This window comes from Acinetobacter lactucae (genome assembly GCF_001605885.1).
Lineage (GTDB): Bacteria > Pseudomonadota > Gammaproteobacteria > Pseudomonadales > Moraxellaceae > Acinetobacter > Acinetobacter lactucae.
This window is the reverse complement of the sequence record NZ_LRPE01000037.1, coordinates 109088-133059: the sequence shown is the minus strand read 5'-3', so window position 1 is coordinate 133059 and position 23972 is coordinate 109088. Positions and strand designations below refer to the sequence as shown.

Sequence of the window (23972 nt, the reverse complement as noted above, 5' to 3'; positions counted from 1 at the left end):
TGATTCATTCTTGCCAATAATTCCATTACAATTACGGGGTTTTAAAAATCACGCCTAGATATAATTAATTAGAGGACGTATCTGTGAGCAAAGACACTATCATCGCCCTGCACGCTGAACACCAAGGCCGTTGGAAAAACCGTGAAGAAATCGCGGAACGTATGATTGCATTAATCGGTCAATTATACCGTGAAAAAAATATTGTCGTATCTGTTTACGGTCGCTCTTTAATTAACCGTTCTGTTATCCAAATTTTGAAAACTCACCGTCGTACACGTGTTGTAGACGTTGAGCTTTCTGTTGTAAATACTTTCCCAATTTTAGAAGCTTTAGCAAAAGTTGAAAATATTGGTTCTGCAGAAGTTGATATCGGTAAACTTGCTGTTGAATATAAAGAAAAAGGCGGTGATGTTGATGCTTTTGTTGCTCAATCAGTTGAGTCAATCCAAGGTAGCGCAACTTCTGAACAACCTAAAGACGTAGTTCTTTACGGTTTTGGTCGTATTGGTCGTATCTTGGCTCGTTTAATCATTAGCCAATCAGGTTTAGGTCGTGGTTTAAGCCTTAAAGCAATCGTTGTACGTAAGTCTTCTGACGGTGACTTAGCAAAACGTGCTTCTTTACTTCGTCGTGACTCTATTCACGGTACTTTCGCTGGTACAATTTCTGTTGATGAAGAAAACGAAGCAATCATTGCTAACGGTAACTTCATTAAAGTGATTTATGCGTCTAGCCCAAGTGAAGTTGACTATACTGAATACGGTATTGAAAATGCACTTTTAATCGACAACACTGGTAAATGGCGTGATGCTGAAGGTCTAAGCCAACACTTGAAATGCCCAGGCGTTGCACGTGTTGTATTGACTGCACCAAGTAAAGGCGAAATGAAAAACGTTGTATTTGGTGTAAACAATACAGATATCTTAGATGAAGACAAAATCATCTCTGCTGCAAGTTGTACAACCAATGCAATTACTCCGATTCTTAAAGTATTGGATGACAAATATAAAGTTCTTAATGGTCATGTTGAAACTGTTCATTCATTTACAAATGACCAAAACTTAATCGATAACTATCATAAAGCAGATCGTCGTGGCCGTGCTGCTACTTTGAACATGGTAATTACAGAGACTGGTGCAGCTAAAGCAGTTGCTAAAGCATTACCTGCATTGAAAGGTAAGTTAACTGGTAACTCTGTACGTGTTCCTACACCAAACGTATCTCTTGCAATCTTGAACTTAACGCTTGATAAAGAAGTTGATCGTGAAGAAGTGAACGAATACATTCGTCAAATCTCGATTAACTCTAGCCTTCAAGGTCAAATTGGTTATACCAACTCGACTGAAGTTGTATCGAGTGACTTTATCGGTTCTCGTACAGCAGGTGTATACGATGCTCAAGCAACGATTACTTCTGGTAACCGTTTAACTGCTTACGTTTGGTACGATAACGAAGTTGGTTATAGCTGTCAGGTATTACGTATCGCTGAACAAATGTGCGGCGTAAGCTACAAAAAAATCCCAGCAGAATTGAATGCTTAAGATTATTTAACGATCTATAAAATATTTTCACAAAAAGACCCAGTTTAGACTGGGTTTTTTTACAACCGTACAAAATATATGCTGACTATTTTTTGTAAATAAATGAGAATACAAATTAAGGAAAAAAAGAAAATAGTAAGGGAAAGGAATTGTCGCAGTTTAAACGTTTATTGGTCGTTTTTATATTCATCATTATTGCCAATTTATGTGGTGTTCTGATTGCAATATGGGTATTCAAACATTTTAATATTTATATTCCACTGAAAAATCAGGCTGTTGCTATTGATTTGCAAGAACCTCTACAGGTTAAAGTTAAAGTACAAGATGCTTTAAATGTGGATGTAAAAGGGCGGGTGAATGCCAGCATTCCAATTGATGAGCAACTGAATATTCCATTAACACAAACATTAACTCCGCGTGTTTACTTCGATAATATGGTGCCGATTAGCACAACCATTCCTGTCAAAGAAACTTTAAAAGTTGAGCAAAACTTACCAATTGATACTAAGGTTCAAGTGAGAGTTTTGGGACGTGATATTACGTTGCCATTGAAAGGAACAATTCCATTAAAACTTGATGTGCCAATTGATATTAGTGTCCCGCTTGAGCAAAACGTTCATTTAAAATTTGATGCGCCGGTACGCACAGTATTAAAAGAAAATCTACATATTCCTTTAAAAGCAAGATTAGATACGAATATCCCAATTGAGGGGAATTTAAATGTACCTGTCAAAACAGCGTTAGATGCTTCGGTTGATGTGAAAAATACGTTGCCTGTTAAAATTGCAAATGGTGAGTTAAAAATTCCTCTGTCCACTATGCGATTAAACCGAGTATTAGGCTCAGAAAAATCTCAAACGACAGCTGATCAATAGGGCGGATGCTAATGTTTCGTTCACTCAAGAGTATGTTAATCAGTTTCTTTTTAATGATGATTCTTGCGGCTATTATGTTTTGGGTGTATCTCAACATTCAGGCAAATTTAGTCGTTTCGGCTCATAATGCCGATATTAGTTTACCTGACTCGCTAGAAACAAAGATACAAGTTGGCAATACGTTGCAAGTTCAGTCGATTGGTAAACTTGATACAACATTAGATATAGACCGTCAATTAACTTTACCTTTAAAAGGAAAATATTTGGCAGATTTAAATTTTGCTGTAGAAACACCAATTACAGTAAGTGTTGACTATTCAACGACTCTAAAAATTGATCAGGTTATGCCTTTAGAAACCACTACGGATTTGGTTTATCAAAGTAAATTCTTGCCAAAATTTCCACTTAAATTAGATATTCCTATTAAGTTGGATGTCCCTTTTAATTTAAAACGTAGTTATACCGTGCCCGTTAAAATTGTTTTTGATGGGCCTGTTTATTTTGAATTCGATGAGCCTGTAAATTTATCGGTGAAACATCAATTTAAACCAAGCCTAGATGTGAATGATCCTATGGAAATGGGGAATATCTCATCATTTAATGCCATCATGTATAATTCTGTGACAAAAACAAAAGCTAATCTTGATATGGAAATGACTTTACCTCTGCGCAATGTGCATCCTTGATAATTAAATAAAATTGGTTAAATTTTATTTTTTATAAGCATCCTTTTTGCAAATCCAAAAGTATCTTGTGGATTAAAGATAAAACAGATCGTTATAAATGGAATAGTTCCATTTTATATTCGAGAATTTTATGAAAATATGGCAGAATAGGCGGTTTTAGAGTTTTTAGAGGATTGGCAGATGCGCTTTGTTGATGAAGCAGTCATTACCGTAGAGGCTGGCGACGGTGGCAATGGCGTAGCCAGTTTTCGCCGTGAAAAATTTGTACCATTTGGTGGCCCAGATGGTGGTGATGGCGGACGTGGTGGAAGTATTTATATTCAAGCTGATGACGATACAAGTACGCTAGTCGATTACCGTTACACACGTAAATTCCGTGCTGAGCGTGGAAAAAACGGTGCAGGTGCTAACTGTACTGGACGTGGTGGTGAAGATGTGGTTTTAAAAGTACCCGTTGGTACAACAATTGTTGATACAGATTCAGGCGATATTATTGGCGATTTGGTTGAAGACGGCCAAAGAATTCTGGTTGCTGGTGGTGGTGAAGGTGGTTTAGGTAACACTCACTTTAAATCATCAACTAACCGCGCGCCGCGTAAATGTACGACTGGTATAAAAGGTGAGTTCCGCGAAATTCGTCTTGAATTAAAAGTATTGGCAGATGTTGGCTTGCTTGGTATGCCAAATGCCGGTAAATCTACTTTCATTCGTGCTGTAAGTGCTGCAAAACCAAAAGTAGCAGATTATCCATTTACAACCATGGTTCCAAACTTGGGTGTAGTCGATGCTGACCGCCATCGTTCATTTGTAATGGCCGATATTCCCGGATTAATCGAGGGTGCGGCAGAGGGTGCAGGTTTAGGAATTCGCTTCCTTAAGCATTTGGCACGTACTCGTATTCTTTTACACATTATTGATGTACAACCAATCGATGGTTCAGATCCAGCACATAATGCAAAAGCGATTATGAACGAGTTGGCTAAGTTTTCACCTACTTTGGCGAAATTACCTGTTGTTTTAGTACTCAATAAACTTGATCAGATTGTTGAAGAAAGTCGTGAAGAGTGGTGTCAGCATATTCTAGATGAACTAGAGTGGACTGGACCTGTCTTTAAAACATCGGGCTTATTAAGCGAAGGTACAAAAGAAGTTGTGTATTACCTGATGGATCAGATTGAACAACAACGCGAACGCGAAGTTGAAGATCCTGAATATGCAGCAGAAGTAAGAGCTTTCCGTGAACAACTAGAAGTTGAAACACGTGAACAAACCATTGCGGCAAAAGAAGCATATCGTGCAATGCGTCGAGCACAACGTCTCGAAAGCATGATGGACGACGATGACGATTTTGACGATGATGAAGACGACAATGATGTAGAAGTCATCTACGTTCGTGACTAGAAAACCGAGGGAAACATGATAGAAGTGGTCGATGGGCAACGTCAGCTCAGTGAGTGTAAACGAATCGTTGTTAAAATCGGATCATCTTTACTTACAGCTAATGGGCAAGGTTTAGATCTGGATGCTATTTCGCATTGGGCGAAACAGATTGCAGATCTACACAATGCAGGACACGAAATTATTTTAGTGTCATCAGGAGCTGTAGCAGAAGGTATGGTTCGTATGAAGCTTGCGAGTCGACCCACCGATCTACCCAGTCTACAAGCCTGTGCTGCAATTGGGCAGATGGGCTTAATTCATACTTGGTCTAGTGTGCTTGAAAATCATGGCATTCGTACTGCTCAGGTTTTATTGACTCATGATGATTTGGCAGATCGCCGTCGTTATCTGAACTCGTGTGATGCTTTGCAAAACTTGATTGATTGGCGTGTGATTCCGGTCATTAATGAAAATGACACGGTGTCTACCGATGAGATCCGGTTTGGTGACAATGATACCTTAGCTGCGATGGTTGCAGGTCAGGTTCACGCAGAATTGCTGATTATTTTAACGGATCAGCAAGGTATGTTTGACTCAGATCCACGTCATAATCCTGATGCTAAATTAATGTCTACCGTTCGTGCTATGGATGATGATTTATTCGACATGGCTGGTGGTGGTGGTGTACTCGGGCGTGGTGGAATGGTCACTAAAGTTCGTGCTGCACGTTTAGCTGCTAAATCGGGTTGCCCAACGCTCATCGCGAGTGGTGAAAGTGATAATGTCCTTTCACGTGCGATGGCAGGTGAGATGCTTGGTACTTTGTTTACTACTGATAAAGACCGCATGACTGCTCATCAACAGTGGCTTGCTGCTCATTTACAAACAGCAGGTCGTCTTGTGATTGATGATGGTGCTGTTGAAGCGATTAAATTGAAGCATCGTAGTTTGCTCCCTGTTGGAGTTAAGACTGTAGAAGGGCATTTTGATCGTGGTGATGTGGTTGAATGTGTCGATAAGCAAGGTAAACGTATTGCAGTGGGTCGAGTGAATTTTAGCTCGCGATCTGCTGAAATTATTAAAGGCTTAGCCTCTGATAAGGTTTATCAAGTGCTTGGTGAAGCCCGTTCACTTGAAATGATTCATCGTGATCATATGGCAATTTATTAAGTTATATTCAAATAAAAAGCTCGCTTTATGCGAGCTTTTTTTCTGGTGTTAAGCGAGGTAAATCACGATCTTCACCTACCATATAGGGATGTGTGGCGAGACTGAGCATGTCTAGGTCTTCTGAACTATTACCATACGCATAAATCTGATGGTAATGTTGTAGCGTATATTGCTGATGTATTCTTAACTTCTTTTGTTCACTACTACAATCCGGAGTGGAATAGTAACCCGTCATCATGCCGTTTTTAATTTGAGTTTCGGTACAAATCAACTCGATATCTAATAACTTGCAAAGTGGAGCAAGATAGACATCAATTGAAGCCGAGACTAATACTACTCGATCACCACGCAACTGATGGTGTTGTAACTGAGTGAAAATTTCAGGCGAAAGTGCAGAAACCAACTCTTGGGCGTATTCTTCACCTAATCTTTGTAATTCAATTGCAGGGGTATCTTTAAACATGCTGCGAAATAACTTGGCACGCATGGCATGAGCTGGATAAAAGTTAAGATAGTAGGCTTGAATCCATGGCAGAATTTTCAAGCCTTGCTTAACAATGTGACGCTTAGATAAAGCATAAAAGATGAACCCTGTAAAACTATCTTTACTACACAAGGTTCCATCAAAATCGAATAGGGCGAGATTATTTATAGTCTTATTCTTTTCGCTCTTTGCATACATGATTCATATCGTCCGTTTACGCGGGTTGCAAACCAGTTAGTATTATAGTCACGACTTAATTTTGGCCCAGAAATAACTACTTGGGGCATAATCGCATAGATAGGTTCTTTACCTGTCTTAGCTTTATAAAGTTTAGTCAGGGCAATATAGGTTTGTGTACTTTCAAACTTTTTCTCTTTTTCTAATTTAAGATCATCACGAATTTGTCTTGGGGTAACCAAAATATTATTTTTTGCAAATACAGTAATGAGTTCTTTTTCAGATTGACTTGGAGCTGATCGTACATCACCATCTTTTGTGTAAAGAAGTAAATCACCATCTAATCCTAGTTCAACATCCGTTAAATCATTCAACATACTCTGAAATGCTGAATTTCGGCTGGAATACATACCTGAATTATAATCAGCAAAACGATAAATAGCCTTATCATAATTAGCTGGGTAACTCATTAAACGATGAATACCGTAATATAAACCGCCATATTGGGTGTATAAATCATTACGAAGTTCTGCGATATTCATGCTAGAGCGTTTATTGGCTTTGGCATAATTAATATGCACTTGCATAGAACCTAAAGTCGTAATAGGGTTCATTTTTTCGCCAATATCTTGCCCAACTAGTTTAGCAGCGCCTGTTAAAGCACTGACATGATAATGCTTAGCCATAAAATCGAAAATTTCACGATAAAGTAAATCGAGCTCTTTCTCAGTTTTAACTTTACGCATACGACTCATATAATTGTCGTCTGGTGATGGCTGGGTTTTAAGAACTTCTTCAAAATAGCCTGCAACTGTACCACCAATTTTTTGACCCAGTTTTGCTTCGAATTTTTCTTGTAAACGAGTATTTACTTCTTGAACTGCTTTTGTGCCTAGCCCAGGGACTTGTGGATCTGCTACAAAATTCGACTCTTGATCCACCACGGCAATAATGCTGCATACATTTTTTTTAGTTTTAGGTACATCTAAATCTTGCATAATATCATCGATATCATTAGCCCAAGACTCACGATCATTCACACGCGATGGGATTAGACGTTTAATCTGTTGGCTTTCTAGTTCAGGCTCATCATTGTTTGACCACCAAGCTTTATCACCACAAGCAGCTAAACTCATGCATACGGCAGCCATGCCGAATGATTTTAATAAAAAACGGGAAGACAACGGTTTGTTCATGGCGAGGAAAGCACCTGCATAAAAAGATGAGCCGATTAAGCGGATGAAGTATACTATGTTGATCATCAATTGTATGAATATATATGTATATTGGTCCCTATCAACTGTCAAATAATTTAATTGTTGCTCCTATGGCCGGAGTCACTGACCGTCCATTTAGAACACTCTGCAAGTATTTTGGTGCCGGCCATGCCGTCAGTGAAATGATGACTGCCGATAAAACTTTGCGGATGAGCAAGAAGAGCCTCTACCGTGCAAATTTTGATGGTGAACTCGCCCCAATCTCTGCTCAAATTGCAGGTTCTGATCCTGAACAGTTAGCAGAGGCTGCACGTTATCAAGTCGCAAATGGCGCACAAATTGTTGATATTAATATGGGATGTCCGGCCAAGAAAGTATGTAACAAACTTGCCGGCTCAGCATTATTACAAGATGAAGACTTGGTGGCGCGAATTCTTGATGCGGTTGTCGCAGCTGTTGATGTTCCTGTGACTTTAAAAACCCGTTTGGGCTTTTTAAATGGTCAAGAAAATATTTTAAGAGTCGCAAAGAGAGCAGAAGAAGCAGGAATTGCTGCGCTAGCGTTACATGGCCGTACCCGTGAAGATATGTATTTAAATACGGCACGCTATGATTTAATCAAACATGTTAAAGAATTAATCAATATTCCACTTATTGCGAACGGTGATATTGATAGTCCTGAAAAAGCGAAATATGTACTGGATTACACTGGAGCTGATGCAATCATGATTGGTCGTGCTGCTCAAGGCCGACCATGGATTTTCCGTGAAATTGCTCATTATTTAAAAACTGGAGAGTACTTAGCTGCACCTAATATTGAAGAGGTGAAACAGGTATTACTTGGGCATTTATCAGAACTTTATCAATTTTATGGTGAATATTCTGGATGCCGTATTGCTCGTAAACACATTGCTTGGTACACCAAAGGATTACGTTCAAGTAACGAATTCCGCCAAAATATGTATAAAGTTGAAAGTACTGCTGAACAAGCAGTAGTAGTCGAAAACTATTTTAATCAGCTATTGGCTGAAGGAAATTTGATGAGTGATGTACAAGTTGAGCAAGTTAATTTACTAGAAACTCATTAAATAAAAGCCAGTATACGGTTACTGGCTTTTTTAGATTTACTCATCTTCTAACATTTCTACGACTAACTGGTTAACCAGATCAGCAGCATCTAGCTCTCTTATTTGCGAAACATTACTACCTGCCCAAAAAGCACCGAAGCCATAGTCTTTATTCTTGCTTGCAATTGCATTGAGTTGCTTGGCCAAATCATAGGTATATGGATATTCTGGTTGAGGAGGGCGATCAGGTAAATCAATTTGAGTATGCCAATGGTTGAGCAGGCCACGTGCAGGACGTCCAGAAAGACTGGCGCTGATTTGCGTCACAGACTCATTAAATAAAGCTTTACGATATTCGGCAGATGCATTTGAAGATGGACATTGAACGAAAGCAGTTCCGAGTTGAACAGCAGTAGCTCCTAAGCTCAACATATGCCGTGCTTGTGCTCCGTTCATAATTCCACCAGCAGCTACCACAGGGCGTTTGCAATGTTGGACAATCAGATGTACTAAATCACTTGTTTTAATTGCTGCATCAAAGGTCTTATTAAAGATTCCACGATGGCCGCCTGCTTCAATACCTTGAGCAATAATAATATCAATACCAGCCGCTTCAATGGCTTGAGCTTCAACTAAATTGGTAGCAGACACCATAGTGATAATTCCAGCATCTTTTAATGCCTGAATTTGATCGGGATGGGGAATTCCAAAATGAAAACTGACAGCTTTAGGTTTGGTTTCTAATACCACATTTAGAAAATCATCGTTATCAAGAAAACTTGGATAAATACAGTTTAAGTTTTGAGGAGGTTGTTCTCCAAACTTTTCAAATTGTGGACGTAAATATTCAATCCATTGTGTTGAGGTTTGAGAATTTAGTTGTTCGGGGTGATGGCAGAAAAAATTAACCTGAAATGATTTTTCTGTAAGTGTTTGAGTTTTTAAAATCTGTTCACGTGCACTTTGCGCCGTATTTGCACCTAAACCTAAGGACCCAAAACCACCCTGATTAGAAACTTCTGCTGCAAGTTCAGGTGTAGATACACCTGCCATAGGCGCAAGAAAAATCGGATGTTTAATTTCAAGTTGTTGTAATAGGGTCATTTTATTCACCTCATTTCTTTGTGTTCACCATAACGTGAAATCAGAACCAAGCGCAAATAATATTGGGCATTTAGTTTTTAAATATTTAGTTCTTCAATATTAATAAGTTCTGATTTTTTAAAGTGGAGTAACATGAAATAAAGACCCAATCCAGCTTGAAAAAGCCATCGCTAAAATTCCCCACAAGGTAATACGTAAACTTCCTTTAAGCTTAGAAGTGCCCGCAAAATGACTTGATAGCGCTCCTAAAAAAGCCAATGAAATAATGCCGAATATTAAGACGGTTTTTTCGATCCAAACTTCCGGGCTGAGTAAAATAGCCAGCATAGGAAACAATGCCCCAAATGAAAATGAGCCAGCTGAAGCTAACGCGGCTTGGATAGGATTTGCTGCGGTATTTTCATGAATGCCAATTTCATCGCGTGCGTGAGCGCCCAAGGCATCGTGGTTTGTAAGCTGTGTAGCAACTTGTTGAGCTAAAACAGGTTCTAAACCTCTGGCTATATAAATTTGAGTGAGTTCATCCAGTTCACGTTGCGGATGCTTTTTGAGTTCTTGTGCCTCAAACTTTAAGTTTGCTTTTTCAATATCTTCTTGTGATTTTACAGAAATATACTCTCCGGCAGCCATAGAAGTTGCACCGGAAATTAAACCAGCAATACAAGTAATAAGAAGCGTATGAGCAGTGGCCCCACTTGCAGCCATTCCCATAATTAGGCTAGTAACGGAAATAATTCCATCATTAGCACCTAATACGGCTGCCCTTAACCAACCTGAGCGATGAATAAAATGATGTTCTGGATGTTGAGAAAAGGACATATTTTCCCCTATTTGTAGTTATAAATTTTTATCTTATCCTATAAGATTATTTACAATAAAACGATTAAAAAATGTGTCATTATAGGAAAAACAATCAGATAAGTACTTTCTAAAACATAATATAAAAGGAGATAAAATGAACGACTTATGGAATCCTTCTACAGACTTAAACAGTGTAATTTATAAGTTTAATTATAATACTTATTGATTAAATTTTAATTTTATTTCTACGCAAACATTCTATTCACTTTACTCTAGAGGTCTCAATGAATAGCAAAACAATAAAATCTCTAACCCGTTCTTTTATCGTTATTGGTTCGATCTGTCCAGCTTTAAGCCTGTTAAGTATTGAGACTACATTTGCGCAAGAGATTGTGAATCAAGACTATAAACCGGGTAATCCGATTTATGATAAATGGGACCAATTTTATAAAATTGAGAAAACTCAACCTGAAAATGCCGAGAAGTTATTATTAGAACTTGGAGAGATGACACCACAAGATATTAAAGTCTGGAAAAGTCTAACTTATTTGCAGATTAGGATGGGGAAACAAGAAGCAGCTTTACAAAGTTTAAGAAAAGCAGAGGCATTGGACCCAGCAGATGATAATTTAAAATTACAAGAAGCCTATTTGCTCAATTCTCAAAAAAATAATAAAGAGGCTTTAGTGGTTTTTAAGGAGCTTACACAATCAAAAGATGCTGATATTGCCACTAAAGCGACACAGGCTGTAAAAAATCTAAGTGGAGGGGAAGTCAAGACTTATTTCCGAGATGTTTATTTTGCGCCTTCATATGAGTCACGTTATGACGATGTAATTTTCCCACTTAAAGCCCGTTATGGTAAGAACCTCGATAATGGCCGAGCACAGGTGTATGGCTTTTTAAATTTAAACCGCGATACTCAATCTCAGGGCGGTGTACGACCTGAAATTATTGATGAAAATGCAGTAACTCTAGGTGTGGGCGCTAATTATCAGCCTTGGACTTCTATACCAGTGCGCATGTATTTAGAAGTGGGGGGAAGTTACGATTTGATTGATCGAAATAGAGATAAATTTCGTGAAAGTGTTGTCGGTGGAGTGACAGGTTATCAAGAGTGGTATTCTCAAAATAGTTGTAATCAGTCACTTTGCTTTAATGATTACTTCACTGATTTATATGGCAATGCAGCAACTTATTCTAGAGAAGATTATAACGTTATTGGTGATTTGAGATTACGCACGGGTTTGAATGTCTATAAAGGAGAAGCGGGCACTGTACAGGCTTATTTGAAATTACATGGTTTAGCTGATACTAAAGATGAATATTACAATAATTTATTTGAATATGGTCCAGGTATTTCATGGCAGCCTTTTAATTATCAACCTATAAAATTACGTGTAGAACGATTATATGGCAATTACTTTAAAGATGTGCCAGTAAATACGAAAGATCATTACAACAATACTCGAGTAGAACTCGTTTTTTATAAGGATTTTTAAAATGAAGAAAGTTTTTATATCTATTGTATTTGGAACTCGTCCTGAATTAATCAAACTTGCTCCTGTTATTTTATTGGCAAAACAAGATCCTCGCTTTCAAGTTGAGGTGATTTTTACTGGGCAACATGACGAACTAGTAAGAGATGCGATAGATTTCTTTGGGGTTGAAATTGACCACCGTCTTAAAATTATGAATGCGGGACAAAGTTTAAACCAGCTATTAATTCATGGTTTGAGCCAAATCGAGAGTGTATACACTGATGGACAAAAAAGAGATGCAATTGTTATTCAGGGGGACACAACAACTGTTTTGGCCGCTGGCTTGGTAGCTTTTTCAATGAAAGTTCCTGTTGCACATGTTGAAGCTGGTTTACGTTCTTATGATTTAGATCATCCTTTTCCCGAAGAGGGCAATCGTCAGTTAGTTTCACGTATTACCAAATGGCATTTTGCTCCGACTGAACAATCAAAAAGAAATTTACTCAATGAACAAATTCCACAGGAACTCATTACTGTTACAGGCAATACAGTCGTTGATGCGGTGTATTTAGGACGTAAGTTAATTTCCGAAAAATCTGATTTGAAGAACCAGCTTGAACCTTATGGAATTCAACTAAAGCAAGATGACAAAGTTGTACTCATTACTGCCCATCGTCGTGAAAACTTTGGCGGTGGAATTCAAAATATTTGCAATGCGGTTGAGCATCTAGCTCAAGATCATCCTGATTTACATTTTATTTGGCCAGTGCATTTAAACCCAGCCGTACATAATGTGGTTCATGATAAGTTTAAAGATCATTCGCAGATCCATCTTGTTAAACCATTAGACTATCCTAGTTTATTGGCAGTCATAGACCGATCTACTTTTATTTTGACAGATTCGGGTGGTTTACAAGAAGAAAGCCCATCATTTAATAAGCCAGTTTTAATCTTACGAGATACTACAGAGCGGCCTGAAGTTGTTGAAGTTGGAGCAGGTGTTTTAGTGGGGACAAACCAACAAAAAATTATTCAAGAAGCTGAAAAGCTACTCACTGACCAACAGCACTATGAGAAAATGGCACATGTAGAAAACCCATTTGGTGATGGGCAAGCTGCTCAACGTATTCTCGATCAAATTGCTAAATCTTATGAATTGGCATAATTATGATTTAAGGATTTTTTCTCACTTATGGCTTTGTTATCACCATAAGTGAGACGGTACCATAAGCTCACAATATTAACGCACCAGCGGCTCATGTAATGAGGACCATCAAAAATATAAACAGTTTTGCCTTCATATGCTTTTAGCTGAGAAATAATTTCCCAAGGATATGCGGCTCTAAATTGCCCATTCTTTTTTACCCTAAAAGCTTCTAACACTATAATTACTTTGTCTTTTCCAAGTTTATGTTCAAGTTGTTCCAAAATATGTTTGGCTTGTTTAGGTGAGCGAACACCAACACCAACGCCATCTTGAAAAAAAACTCCAGTATGGTCAGGTAGCCAGCTTTTAACCCACAAATCATAATTTTCAGGCTCACTTTCGCCACTATAAATACTTACCCAGACTGGTGAAGGAAGTTTAGACAACACTTGACCTAAAGCACTGACTCGTAGCCAAGTTGGATCAGCTTCTACCGGAAAGTAATAACCTTTAGGTGCTATTTCTTGTTCTTTTATAATTTGGGTAGATTTTTCACCTAACTCAATAACATTAGCTCGAGCTTTAGGTTCATTATATTCACCTGCCAGGCCCAATATAACGTTTTTTGCCCATGGCTCTTGTTTGATTTTTTCTAAATTAATTGCTTTTTCCCATTGAGGAAAATTTGATTCTTTCCACCACGATTTAGATTCAACCACAGACCATTGGGGAACAAATGTATCGACACCCAAGTAGTGCCAATTTCCCTCAGGTGGCGTTGTATTATTGTCGGGCTGCCAGAAAATTCCTTCAATATGAGGGGCTTGACCTTGATGTGTGAAAAGCCCCGCATATACGACAACACTACATATAATTAAAATAATAAATGCAGCTATTTTAATTGGTATCTGTTTTTTCATTATTTCGTCTTAACCAGTACCACAAGAAGATAATTATTATCATAATTGCAGAGATAATCACAACTAGTAAGAAGAAAGAAGATTGTTGGACTAAAGGTGCCTTTTGATTTCCGACAATGAGTTTTTGTAAAACATAGATATTCCCATTTTCTGAAACTAGCATTTTTGTCACGTTGTTTGGAATTTTATGCTGTATCTTTTCCCAAAGATGCATGAAAGCTTGTGCACCGCCTTGTGAGTCAGTAATCACATCAAAGCGATTATTGTTATAACTGACAATGAAACCATTTTGGGCCGCAGGTGCATAAATAATATCCTGATGCATTAATACCTGTTGTTGATAAATATCTTTATTTACGCGAACATTTATAGATTGAGGTGCACTAGGCGAATAACGAACTAGGTTGAGAGGCATTGGTGCTTGGGTTAAAAGCATTTTTTTCGCTGTTTGACCTAATACAATCGCGATATTTAATGCACCAGATTGATCATCAATCGCAATAGTCGGAGTCGTTGCTAAAGTCATTGAAATTGCAGCTACGCCATTTTTGAGTTTATGAGGTAGCTTTACAGTAGACTTGGCTGTATCAATCCAGAGCGAACCATGAGCAGTGGGTAAACACTGTGAATTAGCAATGATTGAGTTCTCTAGCTTTAGACTAAAATTTGTCGTATTAGAAATGGTTTTTGCAAAAATATTGAACTGACGGTTTACTGGATCGGAAGCAAGATCCGCTGTTTTCATACTTCCTGCAAGCCCACCATCAATCCAAGCCGTAATATTAGAACCTTCTAATAGACCACTTTGGATACGAAGTGCAATTTGTCCTTGTAAAATATCGGTTGGTTGCCATACCGAAGGAAAATCAAGATATAAGTTTTTTTCAGCGTGATTTAATCTGAAATCTTCAATACCTAAATCGGCAAGTGTATTAATTTTTTTAAATTGAGCCCAAGTGGGATTGGATATCGTATTTGGAAAAATTGCGTTTCCTGTACTCAATTGTTGTACATAAGAAGGATTAATTAGTCCATTTATTGCACTCGTTAAATCTTGTTGGGAATGGTAAGTAATCGATAGAGTAGGCACACCGTCTACAGGTTTCGTGATTTGTACTAATGCTCCGCCTTTTAATGGCGTCGGTGAGCGAATCACTTCAATAATAAAGTTGGTTTCAGGATTTAAATTGATTTGTCCTGAATCGACCCATTCAACAGGGGTTATTGAGGTCCATGAACTTGCTAATCTAGCGAGCATGGACGCTTCTATAATCTCTTTACGGTTATATTTTAAAATGCCAACAAATGGGGTGGGCCTTCTCGCTTGTGGGTTATATAAAGCATCTGGTAAATCTTTTAACCGGTATTCATTGCGAATAGGTGTAAAGTCGATTTGGGAATTACTTAAATAAGTTAAGTGATCAATATCTTCTGTACAGAATGTTTGTTTGGTTTGATTCAGCGTAGTGGGTTTCGCATATTGTTGAATAATAAAATCTAAACGATGAAAGCCACTCTGACTTACCGGGATGTCAAATTTGAGTTGCCCATCACCACTTAGCGTAGTGTTATAAATGAGTTTATCATCATATTTTACGAGTAAAGTTGTATCACTTTCCGTTGAGTAATCACTTGAAAATTGAATGTTTTGCCACTGAGCACCTTTGCCAATATAGAAAAAATGAGGCTCCACCGTATATTTAGTTGAGGTACTAATATCATCTAATTTCCATGTGTAGGCATGAGTAGACATGGCGAGCATAAGACTGGTGCTGGCAAGGAGCACTTGAGCTGTTTTATAAATATCAAAAGTCTTTTTCATTTATTTTTTCTCCTTGCTACGTTCCGTTTTATACCATTGAAGGGAATTACCCTGAATTTTATTTTTAAGCATGTCATATGCGGCTTTAAATACAATAAAAAGAAAGATTTGTGAGTAACTTACATAAGATATAACAGAGTAAAAGTAGAGTTCTGGTTTGACTTTTTCGAGTGAAAGGGTAAACCACATTTGTGCGACATATAGGCAAAATGAGAGCCCCCACAAGGTGGTAAATGGCCCTGGAACTGAAATACCTGCAATATCCAGTAACCCGAGAGTTAAAGTGATATGACTCCAGAATAAAGCGGGTACAAAAAGTATGTAGCACATAATGTTATTTAGAATTTCAATTCCGATAGGAAAAGGCGTTCTTAATGCTACGGGTAAATATTTACGAGTTACATAAAAGTTACCCTGAGTCCAACGTGAGCGCTGTTTAACAAATACACTTAAAGAGGGTGGATCTTGTTGCCAACCAATCGCATAGGGTACCCATTTAATTCGTTTTTGGCCGATAAAAATCCTAAAACTCATTTCTGTATCATCAACCAATGACTTTTCATCAAAGCCACCTAAGGTTTCTAAAGCATCACGCCAAATGACATAGTTTGTACCCATTAATGTGGATAATTCAAAACGTTGCCAACGACCGCCTTGGAAAATCCATTGGAAAAAAATGAATTCGATTGCGATAAATCGGGTCAAAATACTGTCTTGCCAATTACGCGTTCTTACTTTTCCATTGACAGCCACTAATTTTTTATCGGCAAGCAAGGTTTGAGCGAGCAAGCGGACACAATCGGGTTCAGGCGTACTGTCCGCATCATAGACAACAATCAATTCGCCTCTAGCATGAGGTAAGCCATTATTAAGTGTTCTAGATTTACCTTTGCCGCCCATGCCTTTAGGAACATTGACAATTTTTATACAAGGATAAATTTGTGCCAAATTCTCAGCAATTTCTAGTGTGTTATCCTTTGACCCATCATTAATCAGTAACACTTCATATGCTTCGGCTGGATAATCTTGTTGAGCAATTGCATGCAAAGTATCTTCAATCACAACGCCCTCATTATAGGCAGGGATCAAGACACTCAAAACGGGCCATCTCTCTGGTATAGGAAGGTTTTGTAACTCTTTTTCTGCTGTCTTTGAATATTTCCAAGCTTGATAACTTAGCCACGCCCAAAACGCCTGTGGAATCCAAATTCCCAAAAAGCCAAATAAGAAAAGAATATCAATTGGAGCCATTTTTTCGGACCCTCCTGATAATAGACGAGATGAGTAACAACAATAAAATTAGTCCGACTACCAGTGAAAACCAAGAAATATAGCTGCCAAATGTACCGAGAAGGTTTGGATAATTACTCGTTAAAATAAGATCAAGTGGAACTACAACCGTACTTAATGCAATGAAAATGTAGCCAATCAGGCTCGTCTCTACTTCTTCAGGCGTACTTACATAATTAATCTTATTAAACCTCCAAGAAATGCCGAGTTGAGGGTATCGAATATTTGTTACCGATAGATCTGTAGGAGGATTAACAATAATTTCATAACCCGAAATATGGCCATTAAAACTTTTAACTGAATAAAATAAATGCTGTTTTTGCTTAATTTCTCTAGAAGGTAGAGGAAGCTGTGACGGATTAAATTGAATGAGATAACTACCCGCAGGTTGTGAAATTAAATTTTCATCCCAACCTTTGCTTACAAAAGCAGCCAGTGGCCGTAAGCCAATTGCAGTCGAAAATGTCGCTTTGGCTGCAAAATATTGAGGTTGCTCAGGTTTAAAAAGTGCAATCGGAATAGCACCTTGGCTGACTGCTTCTTTAAGCAAGAAATAATGAGAAAAGCTGAAAACTTCATCCGGTAATATAATGCCGGGCTTTATTCCTTTATGAATTAGCTGTTGGAAACTATCTGAACTGATTTGGTCAATTGTAAAAACAGGCCACCATGTATCTTGATAGGGGAAAAACATGGAAAGGTCATCTGTACTTTGAACTTCTGTTTTAGTTTGTTCTGCTTTAATTTCACAATGATAATATTGCTGATAAAACTGTTGTAACGTGGCATCAGGATACTGGCTAGATGCAATAATAATTCCACAGATATTAAAGAGATTAGACATTAAGTCATCTCCTCTTCAGGTGGAATTTGAATAATTTTGTATTCTACTTCAAGCCGCAAGGTCATAATTTCTTTTAGCTTTTTAATGAAATCTGGATCTTCATCCGTTTTCTGCTTGCGAATTACAATACTGTATATATTTTCAAGATCATCATCAGCAAACTGGAAAACAATTTCTTGTGGATGATGTTGGCTTAAAATTTTGATCATCTCATTTTGCGTGGTTTTCCAAACATCATCGCCTAACATTTCTTTAATTAAGCTTCGGTTGAGAATTCTAATTTCAAAGACTTCATAGTCTTGTATGTGATGATGATCAAGAAGCTTAAAGAAGCTACGTTGAAAATATTTGAGTGCGCTGAGCGGGAAAATATCACGGCGATAATTCCGGTCATAACTTTGAATATCGCGATATTTTTGAACATTAATTTCAATATTGTGGCGTATAGCACTGAGAAAAAGTGGAATGAGGGGAATAATGAAAAGTAAAAGGAGCTGCCTCTCAATATGAGTTTGAGCTCCTAAATCGAGTAAGAAATATACTGCAACGCCTACGAACGCAATTAAACCAACGATTAAAGATGCACCGACTTGTAAAAAAGCCCCGGAGATTAAAAGAATAAGAATAAAGATCCAGCTTCCTCTAAAACTTACAGGCAACCACTCATAGGCCACTATGCCCATAAATAGATGAGCTGCGATAATCCATAAGACGAGTGTTCTTCCAGGGTTCTTTTGTTGGTGTTGCATGCGACCTATGGCTACCTTCTTGTAATGTTAATTTTTTTATACTTTTATTACTAAATGTGAGACATTGCGAAGTTATTGTTGTTTATGACCTTTTTAAGTAGCTATTATGGTTATTTGTAGATCAAAGTCACCATTTAGTCAAATATTGTTATTATTTTTTAATTAAAAATAAACAGATAAGACGCAACTCTTATCTAAATACTCTTGAAAGTTTCAATAGCCTTAAGGCGAGTTTCCTTTAAATCAACTATTGGTTTTGGATAATTTAAGTGAGTATTCGTTTTGGTCGAGTAGGGCTCATGAATGGTTTTATTGTCTAAATGAGCTAATTCTTTAACCCATTGACGAATATAGTCTCCATCTGGATCGAATTTCTTTGATTGAGCAATAGGATTAAAAATTCTAAAGTAAGGTACAGCATCTGTTCCCGTAGAAGCGCACCATTGCCAACCTCCATTATTTGCTGCTAAATCACCATCTATTAAATGCTCCATAAACCATTGTTCACCTATTCTCCAATCGATAAGCAAGTTTTTACATAAAAACATGGCAGTAATCATGCGAACACGATTATGCATCCATCCAGTTTCTAAAAGTTGACGCATTCCAGCATCAATAATCGGTATACCCGTCTGGCCAGTTTGCCATGCCGTTAGATGTTCTGGATTATGATTCCACTTGATTTTCTGAGTATTCTTTTTAAATGGAATATGTTTAGAAACATGAGGGAAATCAAATAAAATATGCTGATAAAATTCTCGCCAAAGCAGTTCATCTAACCATGTTTGCTGCCCTTCATTTGTCAAATGAAAGTTACCATGTTCATCCCTAAAAAGAGCTTGTAAACATTGACGAATAGATAAAACTCCGATGTTCAGATAAGGGGAAAGTTGGCTAGTACCTTTTACATTTGGAAAGTCACGTTCTAATTTATAATTAGATAAATGATCTTTAATAAATACATCGAGCTGCTCTAGTGCAAAATCTTCTCCAACTGGCCATAAATCATCTTGCTCTTTAGGATCAGATGAGTCAAAAAACGCTTCGATATCTTCTAAAGTTAAGCTGCTTATTTCTGAAAAAGAAGTGGGGTAGTCATTTTGTTTTTCAGGAATCGGATAGCATTGAGGTAAACCACTGATATCCAATTTTGAATAACAGGCTTTTTTGAATGCACCGAAAACCTGATAGGGCTGTTGTGACTGAGTGCGAATCGAGCGTAAAGGAAAAATCGTACGGTCATGGAATAAAAAGAGCTCTTTAGCTTGCTGGTTTAAAACTTCTTGTACAGTTTTATCTCTTTTTAATTCATTAACACCGATTTCTATATTTGAATAGACATTTTCAATATTAAGTTGAGTGCTAAGTTCACCAATATGATTAGCGATATCTTTCCAAAAAGGAATGACTTGGATAATAAGGGGAATATTAAGTTGTTCTAGTTCTTTTTTGAGCTGTTGAAGTTGACGCAAATAGAAATTAATTTTTATAGGTGCATCGTGATGAATTTTCCATTGTTCAGGCGATAAAATAATTAATCCAATACAAGGTCCTTGTTGAGAGGCATGCCATAAAGCAGCATGGTCTCGAACTCTCAAATCTTGACGAAACCAAATTAGCTGATTTACGTTTGACATGAAAATTGGCCTTTATAGAGTGAAATGAGTTAAAGAATTATTATCAAAATATTATATAAAAATAAAGACATAAAAAAAGCAAAGCCGAAGCTTTGCTTTTATCATCTTTAAAGATGAATTAGTGGTGATGACCACCAGCACCGTGTACGTGACCGTGATCTAATTCTTCTTGAGAAGCATCACGGATTTCTACGATTTCAACTTCAAAAGTTAAATCTTGACCAGCAAGTGGGAAGTTAGCATCAACAACAACGTTGTCGCCTTCAACCGCTTTAACAGTAACGATCTGTACGCCGTCATCTGTTTGAGCTTGGAATTGCATACCAGGTTGAATGTTCTCAACACCTTGGAACATTTGAGCTGGAACTTCTTGAACTAGGTCTGGGTTGTATTCGCCATAACCTTCAGCAGCTGGAACGTTAACAGTAAATTTTTCGCCAACAGTTTTACCTGTTAATGCATTTTCTAAACCAGGAATGATATTGCCTGCACCGTGCAAATAGGCAAGTGGTTCACCTTGAGATTGATCAAGTGTTTCACCCTCAGCGTTTGTTAATTTGTAGTGGAATGAAACCACGTGGTTATTTGCAATAGCAGTCATGTTTTTGATCCATTCAATCAATTGAAGCGTACATCATAAAGTGAAAAATAAATTTTGTAGACTACAAAATCTTAATCTTTGGCACTTTTTCTGATGCGTTTTTATATAAATAGGGACGAACTTAAAAAATTCAACTTAATACAGCTTAATTTTTGGACGTACACGTCTTGTAAGTAAATCTTTCATTGTGAGTAGTCCAGCTTGAGTATATCCGTGAATTGTTGCTTGATGTAAACGATATAAAGAAACATACATTGTTTTCGCAATATAGCCTTGCACGCTTACATCCCCAAGTAATTCTCCAACGGCTTTATGACGACTTAAAGACACGAGTGAACCTTTGTCGTTAAAGGTAAACATAGGTTGTGATCGGCCATTTAGTCGAGCAGCCATAGCATCGACTAAAAAACTCGCTTGTTGGCTTGCAACTTGAGCACGTGGGCCAAGTGGAGGATGTCTTGCATCAAGTTGGCAATGAGCACAGTCACCAAACGCAAATACATTTGGGTCGGAATAAGTTTGCAAGGTTGCATGCACCATTAAACGGTTAATGTTATCGCGTTTAAAGTCTGTAAAACTTTCTAGTACTTTAGGTGCTTTTACGCCTGCTGCCCAAACGGTAATATCACTTTTGAGTTGGTTACCATTACTAAAGTAGATGCAATGTTCATCAATTTTTTCAACACGGTGTTGAGTTAAAATTTCAACACCCATTTTTTTGAGTTGCTCGGCACTGTGGTCGGCAGTTTTATCACTTAAAGCAGGTAAAATACGTTCAGAAGCTTCAATTAGTGTGATTTTGACTTGGTTTGGATGAATCTTCTTTAAACCATATCGATAAAAGTTTTTGGTTGTTTCAATTAACTCAGCTGCAAGCTCTACGCCTGTTGCTCCAGCACCAACAATTCCAATATTTAAGGTTCGTTGATTAGGTTGATTTTGCGCTTCAATATAGAGATGTAATAAATCTTGCTGGAAAACATCGGCTTGTTTTCTGCTATCGAGGAAATGGCAGTTTTCACGGACACCAGTGGTATTAAAGTCATTTGATACTGAACCAAGTGCTAAAATAAGTGTGTCATAACTTAGCTCTTGCGAATGAGTCTGTTGATCCTTAGACACTTGAGGGGCAATTAACTCAATTAATTTTTTATCTTTATTGATTCCAACTAATGTTCCGAGCACAAATTCATAATGATGTTTTTCTGAGTGCGCAAAATAGTTAGTTTGTTCTTCGTGAGGATTTAAAGAGCCAGCAGCAATTTCGTGAAGCAAAGGTTTCCAAATATGGGTAAGGTTTTGGTCAACCAGTGTAATCTTCGCTTTATGGTTTTTCCCAAAAGTTTCACCGAGTTGTGTCGCCAGTTCTAAACCACCAGCGCCACCACCAACAATGACAATATGATGTAAATTTTGGGTCATTTTTTCCACCTAATTATTTTTCTATAAAAAAAGATGGCTGAATTATGCCATCTTTTATTTATAAAATTTATTGTGCGTCTGTGCACAATTTGATGTTTTTAGTGCGAATCTACAGGGTAGAGTTTTGCCGCGCTATGTTCACTTGATGAAAAAATAGAGAAGAGGCTAGAAAACCACATTGCGATTTTTTGGAAAATATTGGCTTCTTCAATATGTACGTTATCTTCGATTTGAAGACTACGGATCAGTTGATTATTTTGATAAATTGATACTGTTGCCAAACTTACAACTTTCATTAATGGTGCAGTTAATTGTTTTTCGTTGAGCTCAATGTTTACACGAGTTTGGGTCGTTTCGAGCGGTGCAATAATCTTTGGTTGCATGTTGCTGTCGAGAACTTGGACGCGTTGAGTCACATTGTCGAAATTATTTAAGTCAATTGGTGCTGGGTCTGCATATAAAGAAGTCGTTACAATGGTCGGTTGCTTCGTTTCAACCTTAAACATTTTTAAAGTCGATTTTACAACAGGTAGCTCTGCAATTAATTTTTGCTCAGGAATAATCACTTCATCACGTGTATAGGCATAAGCAAGATTCATTAACTTGTCTGCAATCTCAGCGCGTTTTACTGCACTTGGCGTACCTAAAACAATGACCAATAAACGTCTTTGAGTTAAGTCAGATGAGAATGAAGGACGTGAAGCTGTTAAAGCCAAGTTATAACCTGCTGCTTTGGTATATCCCGTTTTTAAGCCATCTACAGATGGATCATATTTCAAAGCAAGGTTAGTCGCGTGGTGGAAACGTTGGTTATAGCTAAAGCTTGGCATTTTTGAATAATGTAAATATTCAGGGGTCTGCTTAATTACAGCCTGACTTAATAAACTAAGGTCGTGTGCTGTAGTGAAATGATCAGGCATCGTGATTCCGGCAGGATTACTAAAATGAGTATCCTTCATACCCAAAGCTTGAGCTTCCTGATTCATACGTTGTACAAAGCGTGGAACATCACCAGAAATTTTTTCAGCTAAAGTCACGGCTGCATCATTAGCAGACATCACAATTAAACCTGCCAATAACTGATCAACTGAAATTTGTTCACCAGCTTTAAGATACATTTGTGATTCATCCCACTGCACAACACTTACAACAGGAGTCGCAGTAATGATTTCTTCTTTTTTCAGTTTGCCGGCTTTAATCTCTTTTAAGGCAATGTAGGCAACCATCATTTTGGTTAAAGATGCTGGTGCACGTTGTACATGGCTATTATGCTCAGCAATAATTTGACCCGATTGAGTATCTACAATAGTCCATGCAGCAGCTTCAACACTTTCAGGTGCAATATTGAGTAATGCAGCATTGGTTAGGGTAGTACAAAAAATACTAAAGAGGGTAAAAAGAGATAGAAAAAATTTCACGGATGACCTTAACTTTCACTGGCAAATACGGGACACAGATGCACAGCATGCTATGCCTTTTTTTCATGGAAGGCTAGTGGGAATTGTTGCCAAAAAATACATCTACGCAAGACGATACAAAAAAGTGATAATCTAATGT

21 protein-coding genes are annotated in these 23972 nt (G+C 37.7%); 8 read left to right on the top strand and 13 right to left on the bottom strand.

Annotated features, from left to right (window positions below):
• Nucleotides 1–83 precede the first annotated feature (83 nt).
• From AWW73_RS14590 to proB, 5 genes are all read left to right on the top strand, one after another.
• Nucleotides 84–1541: a glyceraldehyde-3-phosphate dehydrogenase gene (locus AWW73_RS14590; RefSeq protein ID WP_016146103.1), complete on the top strand. Its 1458-nt coding sequence runs from the start codon at nucleotides 84–86 to the stop codon at nucleotides 1539–1541.
• A gap of 149 nt (nucleotides 1542–1690) precedes the next feature.
• Complete coding sequence (locus AWW73_RS14585; RefSeq protein WP_016146102.1) at nucleotides 1691–2416, top strand: hypothetical protein; 726 nt, start codon at nucleotides 1691–1693, stop codon at nucleotides 2414–2416.
• 11 nt (nucleotides 2417–2427) lie between these two features.
• Nucleotides 2428–3102, top strand: coding sequence for a hypothetical protein (locus AWW73_RS14580; protein ID WP_062850015.1), 675 nt, complete (start codon nucleotides 2428–2430; stop codon nucleotides 3100–3102).
• A 180-nt stretch (nucleotides 3103–3282) separates the two neighbouring features.
• Nucleotides 3283–4503 (top strand): Obg family GTPase CgtA, encoded by a 1221-nt coding sequence (gene cgtA, locus AWW73_RS14575; RefSeq protein ID WP_062850014.1) that lies wholly within the window; start codon nucleotides 3283–3285, stop codon nucleotides 4501–4503.
• Between the two features lie 15 nt (nucleotides 4504–4518).
• Nucleotides 4519–5652, top strand: coding sequence for a glutamate 5-kinase (proB, locus tag AWW73_RS14570; RefSeq protein ID WP_031949038.1), 1134 nt, complete (start codon nucleotides 4519–4521; stop codon nucleotides 5650–5652).
• Between the two features lie 25 nt (nucleotides 5653–5677).
• Here the strand turns inward: proB and AWW73_RS14565 are convergent, their stop codons facing one another.
• Complete coding sequence (locus AWW73_RS14565) at nucleotides 5678–6334, bottom strand: HAD-IB family hydrolase (RefSeq protein ID WP_016146098.1); 657 nt, start codon at nucleotides 6332–6334, stop codon at nucleotides 5678–5680.
• The gene (locus tag AWW73_RS14560; RefSeq protein WP_031949037.1) at nucleotides 6301–7509 is read right to left on the bottom strand and encodes a DUF1615 family protein; all 1209 of its coding nucleotides are present in this window, start codon (nucleotides 7507–7509) and stop codon (nucleotides 6301–6303) included. The genes AWW73_RS14565 and AWW73_RS14560 overlap by 34 nt, the downstream gene beginning before the upstream one ends.
• Nucleotides 7510–7592: 83 nt before the next feature.
• Between AWW73_RS14560 and dusB the strand changes: the two genes are divergently transcribed.
• A complete protein-coding gene (dusB, locus tag AWW73_RS14555) occupies nucleotides 7593–8618 on the top strand; it encodes a tRNA dihydrouridine synthase DusB (RefSeq protein WP_016146096.1) in 1026 nt (341 codons plus the stop codon).
• Between the two features lie 36 nt (nucleotides 8619–8654).
• Here the strand turns inward: dusB and AWW73_RS14550 are convergent, their stop codons facing one another.
• Both AWW73_RS14550 and AWW73_RS14545 read right to left on the bottom strand, forming a co-directional pair.
• Complete coding sequence (locus AWW73_RS14550; protein ID WP_062850013.1) at nucleotides 8655–9701, bottom strand: NAD(P)H-dependent flavin oxidoreductase; 1047 nt, start codon at nucleotides 9699–9701, stop codon at nucleotides 8655–8657.
• 117 nt (nucleotides 9702–9818) lie between these two features.
• Nucleotides 9819–10520: a VIT1/CCC1 transporter family protein gene (locus tag AWW73_RS14545; RefSeq protein ID WP_062850012.1), complete on the bottom strand. Its 702-nt coding sequence runs from the start codon at nucleotides 10518–10520 to the stop codon at nucleotides 9819–9821.
• 266 nt (nucleotides 10521–10786) lie between these two features.
• Here AWW73_RS14545 and AWW73_RS14540 point away from each other — a divergent pair, with 266 nt between their 5' ends.
• Both AWW73_RS14540 and wecB read left to right on the top strand, forming a co-directional pair.
• The gene (locus AWW73_RS14540; protein WP_062850011.1) at nucleotides 10787–12004 is read left to right on the top strand and encodes a tetratricopeptide repeat protein; all 1218 of its coding nucleotides are present in this window, start codon (nucleotides 10787–10789) and stop codon (nucleotides 12002–12004) included.
• 1 nt (nucleotide 12005) lies between these two features.
• Complete coding sequence (gene wecB / locus AWW73_RS14535) at nucleotides 12006–13148, top strand: non-hydrolyzing UDP-N-acetylglucosamine 2-epimerase (RefSeq protein ID WP_062850010.1); 1143 nt, start codon at nucleotides 12006–12008, stop codon at nucleotides 13146–13148.
• On the opposite strand, the gene AWW73_RS14530 is transcribed toward wecB, so the two are convergent.
• The 9 genes from AWW73_RS14530 to AWW73_RS14490 form a co-directional block, all read right to left on the bottom strand.
• A complete protein-coding gene (locus AWW73_RS14530; RefSeq protein ID WP_062850009.1) occupies nucleotides 13133–14050 on the bottom strand; it encodes an alpha-amylase family protein in 918 nt (305 codons plus the stop codon). The two genes, wecB and AWW73_RS14530, sit on opposite strands and share 16 nt — an antisense overlap.
• Nucleotides 14028–15872: a hypothetical protein gene (locus AWW73_RS14525; protein WP_062850008.1), complete on the bottom strand. Its 1845-nt coding sequence runs from the start codon at nucleotides 15870–15872 to the stop codon at nucleotides 14028–14030. Before AWW73_RS14525 ends, AWW73_RS14530 begins: the two co-directional genes overlap by 23 nt.
• The gene (locus AWW73_RS14520) at nucleotides 15873–17123 is read right to left on the bottom strand and encodes a glycosyltransferase family 2 protein (RefSeq protein ID WP_016146089.1); all 1251 of its coding nucleotides are present in this window, start codon (nucleotides 17121–17123) and stop codon (nucleotides 15873–15875) included.
• Nucleotides 17110–18006, bottom strand: coding sequence for a hypothetical protein (locus AWW73_RS14515; protein WP_062850007.1), 897 nt, complete (start codon nucleotides 18004–18006; stop codon nucleotides 17110–17112). Before AWW73_RS14515 ends, AWW73_RS14520 begins: the two co-directional genes overlap by 14 nt.
• A complete protein-coding gene (locus AWW73_RS14510) occupies nucleotides 18006–18755 on the bottom strand; it encodes a hypothetical protein (protein WP_057105750.1) in 750 nt (249 codons plus the stop codon). Before AWW73_RS14510 ends, AWW73_RS14515 begins: the two co-directional genes overlap by 1 nt.
• A 194-nt stretch (nucleotides 18756–18949) precedes the next feature.
• Complete coding sequence (locus AWW73_RS14505; protein ID WP_062850006.1) at nucleotides 18950–20392, bottom strand: cryptochrome/photolyase family protein; 1443 nt, start codon at nucleotides 20390–20392, stop codon at nucleotides 18950–18952.
• 118 nt (nucleotides 20393–20510) lie between these two features.
• Nucleotides 20511–20993, bottom strand: coding sequence for an FKBP-type peptidyl-prolyl cis-trans isomerase (locus AWW73_RS14500; RefSeq protein WP_002118581.1), 483 nt, complete (start codon nucleotides 20991–20993; stop codon nucleotides 20511–20513).
• Nucleotides 20994–21128: 135 nt separating this feature from the next.
• Nucleotides 21129–22415: an NAD(P)/FAD-dependent oxidoreductase gene (locus tag AWW73_RS14495; protein ID WP_062850005.1), complete on the bottom strand. Its 1287-nt coding sequence runs from the start codon at nucleotides 22413–22415 to the stop codon at nucleotides 21129–21131.
• Between the two features lie 98 nt (nucleotides 22416–22513).
• On the bottom strand, nucleotides 22514–23833 hold the full coding sequence (locus AWW73_RS14490) for a D-alanyl-D-alanine carboxypeptidase PBP6B (protein WP_061875473.1): 1320 nt from the start codon (nucleotides 23831–23833) through the stop codon (nucleotides 22514–22516).
• Nucleotides 23834–23972 lie beyond the last annotated feature (139 nt).